The sequence below is a fragment of the Streptomyces sp. NPDC032721 genome (assembly GCF_055579625.1).
Genome location: NZ_JBVIMX010000010.1, coordinates 54585 through 69660, shown reverse-complemented (window position 1 = coordinate 69660; position 15076 = coordinate 54585). Strand labels below are relative to the sequence as shown.

At 71.4% G+C, this 15076-nt stretch carries 11 protein-coding genes; 2 read left to right on the top strand and 9 right to left on the bottom strand.

Translation table 11 applies throughout. The features are described from left to right. The 5 genes from ACZ5PB_RS21640 to ACZ5PB_RS21620 all read right to left on the bottom strand — a co-directional run bounded on the left by ACZ5PB_RS21640 (position 1) and on the right by ACZ5PB_RS21620 (position 5694). Positions 1-1353, bottom strand: coding sequence for an MFS transporter (locus ACZ5PB_RS21640; RefSeq protein WP_468693336.1), 1353 nt, complete (start codon positions 1351-1353; stop codon positions 1-3). Next, the gene (locus ACZ5PB_RS21635) at positions 1350-2600 is read right to left on the bottom strand and encodes an ATP-grasp domain-containing protein (protein ID WP_468693335.1); all 1251 of its coding nucleotides are present in this window, start codon (positions 2598-2600) and stop codon (positions 1350-1352) included. Before ACZ5PB_RS21635 ends, ACZ5PB_RS21640 begins: the two co-directional genes overlap by 4 nt. Positions 2601-2722: 122 nt before the next feature. Next, entirely contained in the window at positions 2723-3136 is a 414-nt protein-coding gene (locus ACZ5PB_RS21630) for a Rieske (2Fe-2S) protein (RefSeq protein ID WP_468693334.1), read from the bottom strand. Then, on the bottom strand, positions 3124-4542 hold the full coding sequence (locus tag ACZ5PB_RS21625; protein ID WP_468693333.1) for an iron-containing redox enzyme family protein: 1419 nt from the start codon (positions 4540-4542) through the stop codon (positions 3124-3126). The genes ACZ5PB_RS21630 and ACZ5PB_RS21625 overlap by 13 nt, the downstream gene beginning before the upstream one ends. Positions 4543-4647: 105 nt before the next feature. Then, complete coding sequence (locus ACZ5PB_RS21620) at positions 4648-5694, bottom strand: 50S ribosomal protein L11 methyltransferase (protein WP_468693332.1); 1047 nt, start codon at positions 5692-5694, stop codon at positions 4648-4650. 636 nt (positions 5695-6330) lie between these two features. On the opposite strand from ACZ5PB_RS21620, the gene ACZ5PB_RS21615 reads away from it, so the two are divergent. Continuing rightward, positions 6331-6738 carry a type II toxin-antitoxin system PemK/MazF family toxin gene (locus ACZ5PB_RS21615; protein WP_468693331.1) on the top strand — a complete coding sequence of 136 codons (408 nt, stop codon included), beginning with the start codon at positions 6331-6333 and terminating at the stop codon, positions 6736-6738. Positions 6739-6864: 126 nt separating this feature from the next. Here ACZ5PB_RS21615 and ACZ5PB_RS21610 read toward each other — a convergent pair whose 3' ends face one another. Then, complete coding sequence (locus ACZ5PB_RS21610) at positions 6865-8151, bottom strand: FAD-dependent monooxygenase (RefSeq protein WP_468693330.1); 1287 nt, start codon at positions 8149-8151, stop codon at positions 6865-6867. 79 nt (positions 8152-8230) lie between these two features. Between ACZ5PB_RS21610 and ACZ5PB_RS21605 the strand changes: the two genes are divergently transcribed. After that, entirely contained in the window at positions 8231-8818 is a 588-nt protein-coding gene (locus tag ACZ5PB_RS21605; RefSeq protein WP_468693586.1) for a TetR/AcrR family transcriptional regulator C-terminal domain-containing protein, read from the top strand. A gap of 68 nt (positions 8819-8886) precedes the next feature. On the opposite strand, the gene ACZ5PB_RS21600 is transcribed toward ACZ5PB_RS21605, so the two are convergent. The 3 genes from ACZ5PB_RS21600 to ACZ5PB_RS21590 all read right to left on the bottom strand — a co-directional run bounded on the left by ACZ5PB_RS21600 (position 8887) and on the right by ACZ5PB_RS21590 (position 15024). After that, on the bottom strand, positions 8887-12030 hold the full coding sequence (locus ACZ5PB_RS21600) for an acyltransferase family protein (protein ID WP_468693329.1): 3144 nt from the start codon (positions 12028-12030) through the stop codon (positions 8887-8889). Between the two features lie 86 nt (positions 12031-12116). Beyond that, positions 12117-13883 (bottom strand): glycosyltransferase family 2 protein, encoded by a 1767-nt coding sequence (locus tag ACZ5PB_RS21595; protein ID WP_468693328.1) that lies wholly within the window; start codon positions 13881-13883, stop codon positions 12117-12119. A gap of 325 nt (positions 13884-14208) precedes the next feature. Further along, positions 14209-15024, bottom strand: a complete 816-nt coding sequence (locus ACZ5PB_RS21590) for an SAM-dependent methyltransferase (RefSeq protein ID WP_468693327.1) — start codon at positions 15022-15024, stop codon at positions 14209-14211. Positions 15025-15076 lie beyond the last annotated feature (52 nt).

Here is a 15076-nt window from a genome sequence, read left to right as displayed (position 1 = left end):
TCAAGGGGTGTCCCTGGCGGCCGGAGCGCCGCCGTCCACCGGTTCGGCGGCTCCGGTGGCCGATTGGGCGGAATCGGCCGGCCCCGTGGAATCCGCCGGCCGGGCAGCCGGGCCCGCGTCGGCGGCCTTATCGGCCCGCGGGTCGCGCATCCCGGCCCAGGCGGCGGCAACCGCCCCGACGGTGAGCACCCCGGACAGCCACCACACCGACGCCGCGGACGCCTGCCAGGCGGCGACGCCGAGCACGGGGCCGATCGCGTAACCGATCTGCATCGGGAACGCGGCGGCGGCGAGGTATCGGCCCCGCAGATGCCCGGGGGCCACCCGGCCCGGCCAGGCGGACGCCGTCGGGGTGCCGATCATCTCGCCCGACGTCCACACGATCGTGGCCACCACGTACACGGCCATGCCGGGCCCGGCCACGTACAGGTTCATACCGACGCCGACCAGGCCCACGCCCAGGGCCACGGCGACCCGTCCCGGCAACTTCTGCACGTACTTCGTGAACAGCAGCTCCAGACAGATGACCATGACGGCGTTCAGCGACAGCAGCGCTGAGTAGAACGCCACACCGTGCCCGTCGGCCCGGATCTGGAGCGGCAGAGCCGAGGTGTGCTGGATGTAGACGACGGCGTTGAGGAACAGCGCGAGCAGGAACAGCACATAGCGGGTGTCCCGCAGCACGACCCTGTACGAGCGGGAACGTGCCGGTGCGTCGTCGTCGGCCGACGGCCGCGCCGAGCCGCCCCCGGAGCGCGCGAGGGTCAACGCGAAGACGGCGAACACCAGTTGCGCCGCGGCCTCCAGGTAGAAAATGACGTGGTACGAGTGGCTGATCAGAAGGGCGCCGAGCAGCGGGCCGACCGTGGTGCCGAGATTGAACGCCATGCGGTAGACGGCGAACACCATGACGTGGTGGTCCTCGGGAGTGCGCTCCACCAGGAGGGCCGCGGATGCCGGGCGGTACATCTGCGCGAGGAGCCCGATGAGCGCGGACACCACGATGATCGGGGGCAGGACGTCGAAGTGGGGCAGGACCAGCGTGCCGAGCCCGGCGAGCGCCATGGAACCGGCGATGGTCCAGGCGTACCCGATGCGGTCGGAGACCGAGCCGCCCACCAGGACGCCGGCCACGGATCCGGCGCCGTACGCGCCGAGCGCCAGACCCGCCTCGGTCGCCGAGAAGCCCTTGGCGGTGAGGTAGAGGATCAGGAAGATCTGGAGGAAGTTGCCGAGCCGGTTGACCAGCATGCCGACGAGTACGAGCCAGATCGGGCCCGGGATGCCGCGCAGAGCCTGCATGACGGAGGGGTGCGGTCCGCCGCCGGGGGCGGCGGACCTCTGCTCGGTCATGGGGCGGCCTCCCCGGCCGGCCGGTACGTGAGCTCGACGATGTGCGTCGCCCGCTCCAGCGCCGTCCGCGCCTGCGCCACGGTGTCGGCGAGCGCGATGACGCGGGCGTAGCGGGAGATGTAGCCGCGCGGTGGCAGTCGCAGGACGGTGCCCGGCTCGGCCATGGCGTCGGCGCTGTGGATCTCGGGGGTGAACCGGTCCTCGTGCACGGTCACCGACTCGACCTCCAGGTCCCGCTCGGGGTACAGGAAGGTGATCGCCGCGGCCCGGCGGCGGGTCTGCTCGGTCCGGGGCCGGCGGCCCGCCGCGACGTCTGCCGCCGCCAGCGCCACATCAATGCCGGTGGCAAGCTCGCCGAGGTAGGGGATCATGTCGCCGCCGAGGCGGGCGTTGACCTCCATGAGCCGGGGTCCTTCCGCGGTGAGGCGGAACTCGGTGTGACTGACGCCGGTGTGGAAACCGAGCGCGGCGTGGCTGGCGCGCAGTGCCGCCAGCAGGCCGGGGTCGGTCAGCAGCGGGTCGGCCGCGTCGACGTCGTGGCCGGTCTCCTCGAAGAAGGGCGCGAACCCCACGTGCTTGCGGGCCACCGCGAGCGGTGTGCCCTCGCCCTCGAAGAACACGGCGTCGACGCTGATTTCGGGGCCCTCGACGTACTCCTCGACGAGTACGGAGGTCTCGAAGACGGGCACGCCCGGATAGGACGCGCCGGCCGCCGCCCGATAGGCGCCCGCCACGTCCCCGGCGCCGTCGGCCCGGCGTACGCCCATGCTCCCGGCCAGGCCGCGGGGCTTGAGCACGACCGGGAAGCCCAGCTTCCGCGCCGCCTCGTGCGCCTCGTCGAGGGAGCGCACGCCGATCGAGGCGGGCTGGGCGACCGAGGCGCGCTCCAGCGCGATCCGGGTGGCGTTCTTGTCGCGGCAGGCGATGACCGTCCCGGGCGAGTTGCCCGGCAGACCAAGTGCCCGCGTGACGTGGGCGGCCGGGGTGACCAGGCCCTCGTCGTAACAGAACACCCCGGCCACCTCGCGCTCGGCGGCCACCCGACGCGCGGCCTCGACGAGGAGTCCGGGGTCGGTGTTGTCCACCTGTGTGCCGCCGACGACGTAGGGCTCCTCCCAGGTCACCGGCGCCGGTTGCAGCAGCCAGAGTGCGTAGCGGCCGCTGACCGCCCTGAGGATGAACTCCCGGCTGCGCCGGGCGCTGCTGCCTATCAGCAGCAGCAGCGGCTTGCCCTCGTCCGTGCTCATGATCCGTTCTCCTCGCGTGTGGTCATGCGTGGCCCACGGTCTGTGGCCCAAGGTCTGGGGCCGGAGGTCTGTGGCCCAAGGCGCGGGCCGCGCACCGGACATCCGTACAAAACCGGCCGGTCTCACGGCATCGCGCATGCCACCGGCCGCCCGGAAAGCCCGGGCGACAGCGGCCGGTGCTCCAGGACCGCGCCGGGAGAGACCGCCCGAGCCGCGGGCCAACCACCGGCCTGCGGCCGGTCGGGCAGGACCGCGGTGACCCGGTTGCCGGTGCGCACCGCCGGGATCCGCGCGCGCAGCCGGGTCAGTGACGTCCTGCGCTCGTGCCAGGGACACACGAGCCGGATGCCGTCCTCGGCCGGGTCGGCCAAGTCGGCCAGACCGGCCAGATCGGCCAGGTGCAGCGGGCCACCGCGGTGCGCGCAGTCGGCCCGCATCACGAACCCCCGGCCCCGGGCCGTGGCGTAGACATAGGGCGTTCCGGCCACGACCGCACAGTTGTCCCGCCCCTCGGCGGCGAACGTCACGACAGGCATTTCCGGTAATCCCCTACGGAGTGGATCTCGTAGACGCACTCGTCGGACAGGATGTCCGCGCCGTGCAGACGGTTTCGCTTGATGACCACGCCCTCGCCGGCCTCCAGGGTCAGCGAGGAACCCAGGCCGCTCTCGAAGCGCATGGTGCCGGAGACGATGTGGCAGAGCTCGTCGCCCTCGTGGCAGTGCGTGTTGGACAGCTCGTTGAAGGGTTCGACGAGATGCGCCACGGGCACCTGCACGCGGCCCTCCAGGAGGGCGGAGTGGACGGGGCCGTGCAGCTTCTTCAGCTCCGGCTGGGCGTCCATCCAGGCGATCTGCTCACTGAAGTCGAAGTCGGCGACCTCCAGAAGGACCCGGTACTCCTCGATGCCGCGCACGATCTCCGGGATGATCCCCTCGCCGTGGGCCTCGACCAGCGGCTTGATGATCTTCTCCCGGGCCATCCGGCCGTGGTGCTGGTCGATGTGGACGTGCTCGGTGAAGTAGCCCGTCTCGACCGTTTCCCCGAAGACGTCCTTCAGCAGCCGGTCGGCGCGACGGCAGAAGTCGACCAGGGAGGTCTCGGTGTAATAGAGCGCGCCCACGTAGCGGAAGAACAGCTCGTGGTTCTTGCCCAGGTAGTGGAAGTAATTGTTCAGCAGCAGGCTGCTGTTGAGGTAGTACTGCCAGTAACGGTGGAGCTCGGACTCCAGCCCGACCGACTCCAGGGTCTTCTCGAACAGGGTGCTGTGCTTGGTCTCGTGGACGCCGTAGCCGTACTCGTCGATGACGACCTTGAACCACTCGGACTGGGCGGGCCCGTAGTGGCCGAGTAGGTTCCGTATCATCGGCGACGCCTCGGAGAGGAAGTCCGGGATGAACTGGACCAGCCACATGCGGGCCGCCCGCTCCTTGTCGGCGGAGCCGCGGATGGCCAGCTCGGCGGGCGACGCCTGGGCCGGGGCACCGGCGTCCAGGGAGTCGAGGTAGGCGTCGAGACTGGCGGCGGTCCAGGTGCCCGAGGTCTCCACCTCGTCGTCGAGGAAACCGAAGGCGTAGCGCTCCAGGGCCGGCCGGATCCGCTCGCCGAGAGCCCGGTTGGCGGGACTGTAGAAGGCCTTGAAGTCCTCCTCCTTGCCCTGTAGCCCGGACTTCGGGAGGAACACCAGGTCGGCCTCGTAGATGCTGGTCAGAAGGCGCTGTGCGGCGAGGCTCGGGTAGTCGAGGATGCCGTCGCGGGCGGGTGTGCCGTCGAAGTCGAGGTGCGGCAGGACCTGAGGCCTCAACTGGCGGCGGTAGGGGTTGTCGTGGTTCAGCCAGTCCACGTTGTCGTGGTAGATCGGGGCGGTGGCGTACTGGACCACCGCGTCGCGCAGTTCTGTCCCGCTGAGCTCGAACGGGACGTGGTCGGGAACGTGATTCATCGCTGGCCTCCTGGCCGCAGACGGACGGGGATGTGCTGCGCAGCGCCCTTCCGGCGCCGGTGCGCGGTCAGATGCGCGAATCAGACGCGCGAATCAGGCGCGCGATCAGACGTGTACGTGCAGCCTGAAGTCGTTCCAGGCCAGCCGCAGTGATACGGGCTCGCCCGCCTTGGTAGGCACGGGTTTGTCCAGGGGGACCCAGCCCTGCATCCAGTGCGACTCGGGCTGGTCCGGCGGGTTGGTCAGGACGATGCCGTGGCCCATGTCCAACTCGATCCAGACCACGAGTGCGTGGGCCTCCCCGTCGGCGGTGGCGGGGATCCTCAGCGTGCGCCGACCGGGTTGCAGGGGGTCGCGCGCCAGGTCGAACGTGGCGACCGGGAGGGGCTCGGACAGGAATTGGTGCGGCCAGGTGTTGAGCCGGACCGGGAAGTGGCCGCGGGTGGCCAGCACGTTCATGAGCGAGATGTCGATGCCACTGGCCGTGGTGACCTGGTTGAGCCGGAGCACCGCGTCGCTGCTGACCAGTTGGCCGTGGAGCCGGCCCACCGAGGGCAGCATGATGCCGCCGGGTGCGAGCAGGTGCGCGCGGGCGTGCCGCACCGAGGGCAGCAGTCCCTCACCGATCAGGCCGCAGTCGACGATCTCGGACACGAGGACGTCCACGGGCCCGCCCAGGTCGCGTTCGGCGTCGAGTTCGGTGGAGAGCCTGCTGATCACGGTGATCACGTCGGACAGTCCGTGGGCGTCCACGACGTTACGGGCGACCTCCGCGAGCAGGGGGTTCATCTCGCACGTGAACACCCGCCCGGCACCGGCCCGCGCCGCGGCGATGGCGAGCAGCCCGCTGCCCGAACCGATGTCGAGTACCCGCGCGCCGGGCGGGATGCCCCGCTCCAGCGCGGTGACCAGGCCCTCGTTGCGAGGGGTGTCGTTGAGCATGGCGAAGTGCCAGCGCGGAACGTTCCTGCGGGCAATCCGGGCAAAGATGTCCGCGTCCGGGGTGAGGCCCTCCGCGGACATCCTCAACACTACGGCGGTCTCCTCGGCGAGCGCGCTCGTCTCCCGTGCGAGCGTCTCCAGCAGAGCCTCACGCAGGCAATACGGGTTGCCGCTCGCCGTGGTGACTCGTGCCCCTTGTGTGTCGTGCATACGGGTGCCACTTCTCCTCATGCCGAATGGCGGGTTCGTGGGACGACTTCGTGGGACGACGCGGTTCGGTGTGCTTCCGTGCTTCCCGCCGTCGCACGAGAACCGTACGAAGACGCGGTTCGGCGCTTCTCCAGCGGCACTTGACCGGCAACGCCGGGGTCCTTCGTCACCGGAACGCCACTGAGCAGGGACGACGCACCCGTTTCGGCCCGGCCGACGCGAGGCGGCAGAACGGACCGGCGCACCACTCACGAAAGACTTCGCCGCAGCCACGGGCAGCGAGTCCGCGCAGGCCGAGTCCGTACGCGGGGCCGGATCGCCGTACACGCCACTGACGGTCCTTGCACCCGATGACGCGCTTGCCCCGGTCCTCGACGGGCCGAATGCCGCACCACCCACGACGCCCGCCGTCCATCCTGCCGCCGGCCTGGTGGCGGCGTCGCCCGACAGACCGGCGCCAGGCTGAATACCAACTTCCGCGCCCCGCCCCGGGGTTCGACTCGTGTGTAGCGTCCCGCTGTCCGGCTCGGCAGGTCCTCGAACGTCTCCTGTCGACAGGCAGGGCCTACGCTGTGGTCTGCGGCCAGCGCATGATCGTCCGCCTGCCGCCCTGTGTACCTGTGTATCGGAGGGCCTGTGCAGCGTGGCGAAGTCTGGTGGGTTCAGTTCGACGAGCGGAGGCTGGTCGTACTGCTGTCAGGAGACGAGGCGTCCGGGTTCCAGGTGATGCAGGTCGTCGCTCCGGCGGGTCTCGACATCAGCGGTCTGGGCATCGAAGTGAAGGTCGGCGCCAGTGAAGGGCTGCCTCTCGAAGGCGTGTTGCGGCTCGCGTTCCCGCGTCCGGGCCTCACCCCGTGCACGTGGCTGACCACCGTGTCCCGGGACGACCTGATGGAGCGGGCGGCCGTCCTGTCCTCCAGGAAGCTCAGCGAGATCGACGATGCCCTCCGACTTGCCGAGCAAGCACAGGAGGAGTCCTCCCCGGCAACGACCGCGAGGCTCAGCGAGATGAGGGACGCCTTCCGTCGCGGTGAACTCGGGTAGCTCGGGTGGCTCGGGTAGGCGGAGAAGGAGCCGACACCCGCGCCGAGGACCGTGAAGTGGACGGAGAACCCGGCCCGGCGGACTGCCCACGATCAATCTCCGGTACGTCGGGGGGAGGAGGGCAGGTCAATTCGTACGTGAGTGGGCGTGTTCACGTGCAGGCCGACAGCCGGGCAGCGGGTACGCCGGGAGTTGCCAGTCGCCGCCGCGGTCCTCCTTCGAGAACCGTGCCACCAGGTCGGGAACGCGGAAGAAGCAGGCCAGCGCGGTCAGGTTCTGGAAGGCGGTGATCGCGTACCGGTTCCTGGGCATGCCCACGCGTAGCAGCCGGGGGTTCACCTCGGCCTGGATCCCGTCGACGAAGGGCCGCAGGACGCGGTCGTAGTTCGCCAGGGCGGTGGGCAGGTCGTCGGCGTGCCGGTTGATCTCACCGGCCAGGACGTAGGCGCCGACCAAACCGCCAGAGACGCCCATGCCGCTGTACGGGGATGCGCAGTGCGCGGCGTCGCCGACCAGGACCACGCGGCCCTTGGACCAGGTGTCCGTGCGCACCTGGGCGATCTCCTGGGAGTAGAAGAACGGGCTCGTCCCCATGCCCTCGACGAAGCGCTCGGTCTGCCAGCCCGCGTCGCGAAAGCGGTCGGCCCAGAACTCCTGCTGCCGCTCGACGGGAGCGCGGTGGATCGCGGAGGCTTCCGCCGACTCCTCGCGCAGCACGAAGTACACCTGCGTCTCGGTCGCGTTGTGGCTGCGGCGCATGATCTGCCGGCCGCCCGGGACCATATAGGTGTCCCGGATGTTGCTGTCGGAGGCGATGCGCGGAACGAACCAGTAGGCCATGTGCATGCCGATGCGCCAGTACCGGTCGCCCTCCTGCGGAAGAAGCGCACGCCGGATGCGTGAGCCCTGTCCGTCCGCACCGACCAGCAGGTCGTACTCGCCGCTGGTCCCGTCCGAGAAACGTGCGATGACGTGATCCCCGCCCTCGTCCCCGTCGAAGCCGTCGACGCTCTTGCCGAAGACGTACTCGGTGCCGTCCTCGGTCGCGTCGTGGAGGATGCGGACCAGGTCGCCGCGCATGATCTCGTACTCCGAGGTGAGGGCCTGGCGGCCCCGGCCGGAGGTGTTCGCCATGATCGTCGCCTTCGGCCTCCCGCGGGAATCGACGAAGGCGACGCCCGCCTCGTCCACCAGCCGGCCGCGCACGGCGTCCAGCAGCCCCATGCGTTTCACCGCCTCGATGCCCTGCCCGCGCAGATCGACCTGCGCACCCGAGGCGCGCAGCGCCGGGAACCGCTCGACGACCGTCACCTGGTGACCACCCCGGGTGAGCCAGAAGGCCAACGCCTGCCCGGCGACGCCGCCACCCGCGACAAGGACCCGCAGAGCGCGCTTCCCGATCTTGTCCGCCATGACAGCCACTCCAAAATCTATCAGTGATTGATTTATTTCCAGAGTCATCTATCACCGATAGAATGTCAATGTGACCAAGATGAACCGCGAGACCGTCGTCACCGAGGCGCTGGACCTGCTCGACGAAGTAGGGCTGGACACCGTCAGCACCAGGCGGCTGGCCAAGCGCCTGGGCGTCGAACAGCCGTCGCTCTACTACCACTTCCGGACCAAGAGGGACCTCTTGGCCGCCATGGCGGAAGCCGCCATGGCCCCGCACGCCACCGCGCCGCTCCCGTCACCCGCGGACGACTGGCGCGAGTGGTTCCTGGAGAACTCGCGCAGTTTCCGGCGCACCCTGCTGCAGCGCCGCGACGGCGCGCGCCTCCACGCCGGCAGCACCCCGGTCGGCGACCTCGACCGGATCCGGCGCAAGATGACCTTCCTCGTCGCCTCCGGCGTGACCGAGAAGGACGCACACATGGCGATGCTGGCCGCCGGCCGCTACACGGTCGGCTGCGTGCTGGAGGAGCAGGCGGAAACAGCCCCGCAGGAGGACCTGCCGCCCGATGTCCCGCTCCTCGACCACGAATCGGCGTTCGAGGCGGGCCTCGCCCTCATCCTCAGCGGCCTCATCCAGCACACCACCACGACCAGTTCCACTGCCCGCCCGGAACGCGAACGCTGACCCGTCGGCCCCGGCGGACGCGATGTCCGCCGGGGCCGGGGGCGTCGTACGGCGTGCCGGTGCGGCTGTCAGCCCCGGCCGCCCTTCTCCTGCGGCGCCACCGCCCCTCGCGGGGTCACCGCCCCTCGCTGGGTCACCGCCCCCTGCCGCGTCGATACGGTGACGTGGTCGATCCGCATCGGGTGGCCCGGTTCGGTGGCCGGGCCCGGTGACGCGCCGTCCTGGCGGGGGAGCTCACCGCCAATGGCCACGTTGAGGATCAGGAAGAGCCCGTGGTCCACCGCCCGCCGCCACGTCTCGGGGCCCAACTGCCGCGCGGTCACCCGGTGGTGCACCCGGCCGTCCACGTACCAGCGCACCTCCTCACCGCCGGGCGCACGGTCGATCTCCACGGCGTACGAGTGGAAGGACGTGCGGCAGCCGGGGCACGGCCGCTCGGCCGAGCTCAGACCGGCCGGTTCCCGGCAGGGCCCGCCCCGCAGCACCCCGCAGTGCATGGTGCCGAAGACGGTGTCCCGCCCGTTCACGGACTCCATGACGTCCAGTTCGCCGACGCCGGGCCAGCCGGTGTACCCGTCGCGCAGCGGAGCCCCCAGAGTCCAGAACGCGGGCCAGTACCCGGCGGCCGCCGGCCCCGTCACGTCCGGCAGGGCGATCGACGCCTCGATCCGCAGGGTCCCGCCGGGCGGCGCCGCGAAGTCGGCCCTGCGGGTCTCGATCCGGCCCGAACTCCAACGGCCGTCCTTCCGGGTGGGGACGATCTCCAGCGCGCCCTTCCCGTCGAGACGGACGTTGTCCGTCGAGTCGGTCATCGTCTCGATCTCGCCGGTGCCCCACTGCGGGGCGGGGCAGCCGGGATAGCAGGTACCGACGTCGTGCAGCCAGGTGGCGGGGGAGGGAGGGCTGCCCGCCGGTCCTTCGAAGTCGTCGCGCAGCAGCCGGGTCCAGCCGTCGGGCCCCGGCGTGCCGGACGTCGGGCCCTGGTCCGCCGCGTTTCCGGCCGCGCCCGGGGCGCGCAGCGCACCCGCCTCGGTCAGCAATCGCTCCAGCCGGGACGTCAGTACGACGGCCGCCGCGTTCGTCAGGTGGGTGTCGTCCCGGTAGAGGAGCACCCGGTCCAGTACGGCGGGGCAGGTCGGTCCCGTACCCGGGCACAGCACCCGGTTCACGTTCACGCTCCGCACGCCGGGCAGCGCGCCGGACGCGATCTGGCGTGCCAGCGGATCGGGCTGGTGCGCCCGCCCGCGGTCGAACGCGCAGACGGCGGGATCCTCCAAGTGGCCGGAGACGCAGGCCGGGACGTCCTTGCCGGGCACCGGGGTGTCCTCGACGTAGACGATCGGCACCCCGAGTTCCCGCAGCGGCCGCAGGGTCTGCTCCCACCCCTCGGTCAGGAGCTTCTGGTCGTCGGTGTAGCGGTTGAGCGAGGAGATGACGACGAGCCGTGGCCTGGGCTGTTGCCGCAGCCGCTCCAGGGTGTCCGCCCGCCAGGTGTCGCACTCCCGGTAGGTGCGGCCGAGCTGCGGGCTGCGCACCGTGAGCCGCGGCAACGGGCAGCCCTGCTTGACCAGTTCCTGCAGCGCCCAGCCCCGCTGGGCCGCGAGCGCCAGCAGGGGGGAGAACCACTGCCCGGCGTGCGAGTCGCCCAGCAGCACGATCCGGTCCGGGCTCCGCACCGCCCCGAACAGGCAGGCGGGGCTGCGGGTCACGGCCGGGGCGACCTGGCACTCCCCGTCCGGCGGGAAGTCCTTGCGCGCCTGGGCGGGCCCGGGCGTCACCGGGCCGTCCGGGAGGGGCACGCCCTGCTGACGTACCAGGAGGTCCGGTCCCGAAGCCGCGCCCGCGGGCAGGCCCCGCAGGTCCACCGGCCGGTCGGGGCCGAGCCCGTGGAATGCCGTCGACCCGACCACGAGGGCGAACGCGACCGGCAGCACGATCGCCGTGACCCCCACCGAGAGCCCGCGTCTGGCGTGCGCGGAGACCGTGCGGCTGCGGCGCAGCGGGCGCTCGACGCCGTACGTCGTGGCGAGCGCGGGCAGTACGGCGGCCAGCGTCAGGGCACTCTTCGCCGGCCAGCCGAGCGCCCCGAGCCGGGCCTCCGCCAGCACCAGCACCGGCCAGTGCCACAGGTACAGGGTGTAGGACAGCCGCCCCACCGCCCGGGGAGCCCGCAGCGACAGCAGCCGCCCCACGCCGAGGGCGCCGCAGACGTCCCGCTCGCCCCGGCCGGGGATCGCGGCCAGGATGACGGCGGCGGTGCCCAGCGTCGGCACGAGCGCCGCGAATCCGGGGTAGGGCGTCGAGGCGTCGTACGACACCACGCACCAGCCGATGGCCAGCGCCCCGGCCCACCCGCACAGCAGCCGCAGCGGCCGCGGACCGCGCATCAGGTGCCAGGGCAGCAGGGCGAGCAGCGCCCCGGCGCCGAACTGCCAGACCCGCGAAGGAGTTCCGAGGTACGCGAGCGAGACCGACCCCTGCGTCCAGTGCAGGGACAGTACGAAGGACCCGAGGGCCAGCAGCCCGGCGACGACGGCCACGACGGCCCGCACCGCCCGCCCCCTGCGCACCGCGCGTCTCACGCACAGCGCGGCGACGGCCAGCAGCGGCGCCCAGAGGAAGTAGAACTGTTCCTCGACCGCGAGCGACCAGAAGTGCAGCAGCGGACTCTCGTTGTGCCCGGCGGCCAGGTAGTCGGTCTGCTGGAGGACGAAACGCCAGTTGACGAAGGACAGCGCCGCCGCGACGACGTCGTGCTCCAGCTCCGTACGCCTCAGCGGCACGCTCAGCCAGGCGCCGACGACCGCCACGGCGAGCAGGACCACGGCGGCGGAGGGCAGCAGCCGCCTGGCGCGCCGGGAGAAGAAGTCGCCGAGCCGGACACGGCCGGTGGTGATCGCCTCGCGCACGAGGAGTCCGGTGATCAGATAGCCGGAGATCACGAAGAAGACGTCCACGCCCACGAAACCGCCCTGCAGACCGGGTATCCCGGCGTGGAAGGCGAGGACCGCGACGACGGCGACCGCGCGCAGCCCTTCGATGTCGGGCCGGAAGGCGGAACGGTGCGGACTGGGTCCCGACTCGGAGTTCCCGGGACTCCGCGGAACACCGGGTGGGGCCGAGCTCCGCCCGGGGGGAGCGGGAGCCTTCCCGGGGCGAGCGGGAGTCTGCTCGGGGGACTGCCGTTGGCCGGGGGCCACGGGGGACGACATGGGGAAATTGCCTTTCGGATCGGCCGACGCCGCCACTGCGGGGTCGGTGGGGGTGGGTGGGGGACGGTGGGCCGGGAGCGGATCGGTCAGCTCACCCAGGGCAGCATCGGGTTGACCCAGCCGGACGCCACGAGCCCGGTCAGCAGCAGGAGGGCACTGGCGGCCAGGGTCTCGGGCCAGCGACGGGGCAGCATGCCGGCCCGCCGCAGCGGCAGTGCCCGCACGCGGCGCAGCAACGACCGCACGACCGCGCCCGCGCCGCTGGACCGGGACACCGCGCCCGCGCCGCTGGACCGGGACACCGCGCCCGCGCCGCTGGACCGGGAACCGCCCGGACGCAGCTCCGCGAAGAGGTGCCGCATCAGCGGCACGTTCAGCTGGCACTGCACCAGCAGGTAGAGGAGCAGTCCCCAACTGGGTGCCCAGCCGTTGCGTGCCACCACGAGCGCCAGCCCCGCGACGGCCGCCGCGTGCGAGAGCAGCAGCCAGCCCAGTGAGACGGCCACCACCCGGCGGGCCATGCCGCCCGAAGTCCCCGCGCCCCGGGCGCCGGTGGGCACCCAGGCGGCGCTGCGCCCCCGCAGCGTGTGCACGAACGCCGTCGCCGCGGCCACGCTCGTCAGGACGTTCGCCCGGATCACCTCCACCCGCCAGCGGGTGCGGCTGACCCGGGGCAGCAGCACGTGCCAGAGCCACAGCGGGGCGAGCAACGGCAGCACGTGCCAGGGCCGTACGTCGTCCGGGTACCAGAACATCATCACCAGCGGCGGCAGCGGCGCGACGAAGGTGTTCACCGCCGTGGTCAGATAGCCGACGATCCCTTCGGCGAAGCACAGCCGCATCCGCCAGGGCGCCCCCATCCGCTTCAGCACGGGCGTGCTCAGCAGGTGCAGGTTGCCCATCGCCCACCGGTACTGCTGGTTGACGAAGGAGGTGACCGACTCGGGGGAGGTGCCCTTGGCGACGAGTACGGGCACGTACAGCGTGCGGAACCCCTGGGCGTGGAGGGCGAGTCCGGTGTACAGGTCCTCGCTGTGGTCGAGCCGGGCGAAACCGCCGGCCAGATCGACGGCGGCGCGCCGGTAGACGGCGTTGCTGCCGCAGCAGATCGCGGCGTCGCTGGCGTCCCGCGCGGGCTGGATCCAGCGGAAGAACCACTCCTGGGCAGAGCCCGCGGCCCGTTGGATCCAGTTCATCGACACGTCCGTGTCGAAGCACTGCGGGCTCTGCACGATGCCGACGGAGGGGTCGGCCAGATAGGGGACGAGATGGCGCAGGAAGTCCGGCCGGGGGGCGAAGTCCGCGTCCAGGATGGCGATGACCTCGGAACTGCTCAGCGTCAGCGCGTGGTTGAGGTTCCCGGCCTTCTTCAGATGCCCCCGGTCGGGCCGTACGACGTACCGGTAGCCGTACGAGGCCGCCAGCCCGGCCACCTCGGGCCGGTCGGCGTCGTCCAGGACCCAGACGGTCAGCGGCCCCGGCCAGTCGAGCGCGGACACCGCCCGGTAGGCGTTGGCCAGTACGTCGAGCGGTTCGCCGCAGGTGGGCAGGTAGAGGTCGACGTCCGGCGTACGGGCGGGCTGCCAGGCGCGGACCAGGAGTTCGTGCGACTGCCGGGTGAGCCGGCGGCGGCGCAGGCTGTTGACGGAGGAGAGCCCGAGCGCCACGACGTTGAGCCCGAGGACCGCGAGGAAGGCCCACAGGGCCGGGGTCCGCAGCGCGAAGGTGAACATGGTCGCCGCCGTGAACACGAAGGCCAGCGAGGTGGAGACCAGGACCCACCGGTGCTGCGGTCCGAAGTACCAGAAGAGCTCTTCGTCGGACGGAGGTTGCGGAAGATGATGAACAGTCATAAAGCCCCCCACGGCTGTGTATCTGCCTGTATCTGGAGGGGAGCCTACCGTCAAAGGTATAGACCAATTGAACAACAAGGTGTCAATTGCGGTAACAGGACACAGGGTTGGCGTGTCTCGATCGGTCCGGGGTCGCTCCTGTACCTGATCCTGGGATCGATCCTGGAATTGGTCCAGACCTCTAGATCGATCTCATCCGACAGGGCCCGCCCCCGGACCGGGGGAGGGGCGGGCCACGCGGAGGTGAACAACTGCGGAACATCCGCCGCTCAGGACGGCACCGCGCCGCACCGCCCGGGCCGGGCGGTGCGGTCGACCGGCGGCGTCACGGCTTGCGCGCGAGCCCGCCGTGTTCCCCGATCGGCACCGGCGCGGGCCCGTCGGTGTCCGGGCGCCAGAGGGGTACGGACACCACGCCCGGTTCCAGCAGCTCCAGACCGTCGAAGTAGGCGGCGATGTCCTCCACCGGACGCAGGAAGTACGGGGCGGCGCCGGAGGAGTTGTAGGCGTCCTGGGCCCGTTCGTAGTCCGCGTCGACGCCGCGCGAGCCGTCGTTGAGGGAGAGGTAACTGCCGGACGGGAGCGCGGCCATCAGCCGGGTGACGACGGAGCGCGCCTGCCCGTGGTCGGCGATGTGGCCGAGGATGTTGCTGAGGATCAGGGCGGTGGGACGGGTGAGGTCCAGCGTCCGCGCGGCGACCTCCAGGATGCGGTCCGGGTCGGCGAGGTCGGCGTCGAGGTACGCCGTGGCTCCCTCCGGGGTGGAGGTGAGCAGGGCGCGGGCGTGCGCGAGGACCGTCGGATCGTTGTCGACGTACAGGATCCTGCTGTCGGGAGCGAGCCGCTGGGCGACCTCGTGCGTGTTGTCCTTGGTCGGCAGACCCGTCCCGACGTCCAGGAACTGCCGGATGCCGGCCTCGGTCACCAGGTGGGCGAGGGTGCGGTGCAGGAAGGCGCGGCTGCCCCGGGCGATGGCCGTGATCCCGGGGTACACGGCGCTGTACGCGTCACCGGCCGCCTCGTCGACGGGGTAGTGGTCCTTCCCGCCCAGCCAGTAGTTCCAGATCCTGGCCGAGTGCGGCACCGAGGTCTCGATCCTCGGCAGCCCCGCCGGGCCGGGCGTGGTCGTGCGGTCGTTCATATGAGCTGTCCGTCTTCCTTCGGGCCGCGACCGGGGCGGGCCGGCGGGTGGG

Excerpts from the sequence above, each read along its gene's own strand:
- ACZ5PB_RS21640 (WP_468693336.1), bottom strand. The coding sequence starts at position 1,353 with ATGACCGAGCAGAGGTCCGCCGCCCCCGGCGGCGGACCGCACCCCTCC.
- ACZ5PB_RS21635 (WP_468693335.1), bottom strand. The coding sequence starts at position 2,600 with ATGAGCACGGACGAGGGCAAGCCGCTGCTGCTGCTGATAGGCAGCAGC.
- ACZ5PB_RS21630 (WP_468693334.1), bottom strand. The coding sequence starts at position 3,136 with ATGCCTGTCGTGACGTTCGCCGCCGAGGGGCGGGACAACTGTGCGGTC.
- ACZ5PB_RS21625 (WP_468693333.1), bottom strand. The coding sequence starts at position 4,542 with ATGAATCACGTTCCCGACCACGTCCCGTTCGAGCTCAGCGGGACAGAA.
- ACZ5PB_RS21620 (WP_468693332.1), bottom strand. The coding sequence starts at position 5,694 with ATGCACGACACACAAGGGGCACGAGTCACCACGGCGAGCGGCAACCCG.
- ACZ5PB_RS21610 (WP_468693330.1), bottom strand. The coding sequence starts at position 8,151 with ATGGCGGACAAGATCGGGAAGCGCGCTCTGCGGGTCCTTGTCGCGGGT.
- ACZ5PB_RS21605 (WP_468693586.1), top strand. The coding sequence starts at position 8,231 with ATGAACCGCGAGACCGTCGTCACCGAGGCGCTGGACCTGCTCGACGAA.
- ACZ5PB_RS21600 (WP_468693329.1), bottom strand. The coding sequence starts at position 12,030 with ATGTCGTCCCCCGTGGCCCCCGGCCAACGGCAGTCCCCCGAGCAGACT.
- ACZ5PB_RS21595 (WP_468693328.1), bottom strand. The coding sequence starts at position 13,883 with ATGACTGTTCATCATCTTCCGCAACCTCCGTCCGACGAAGAGCTCTTC.
- ACZ5PB_RS21590 (WP_468693327.1), bottom strand. The coding sequence starts at position 15,024 with ATGAACGACCGCACGACCACGCCCGGCCCGGCGGGGCTGCCGAGGATC.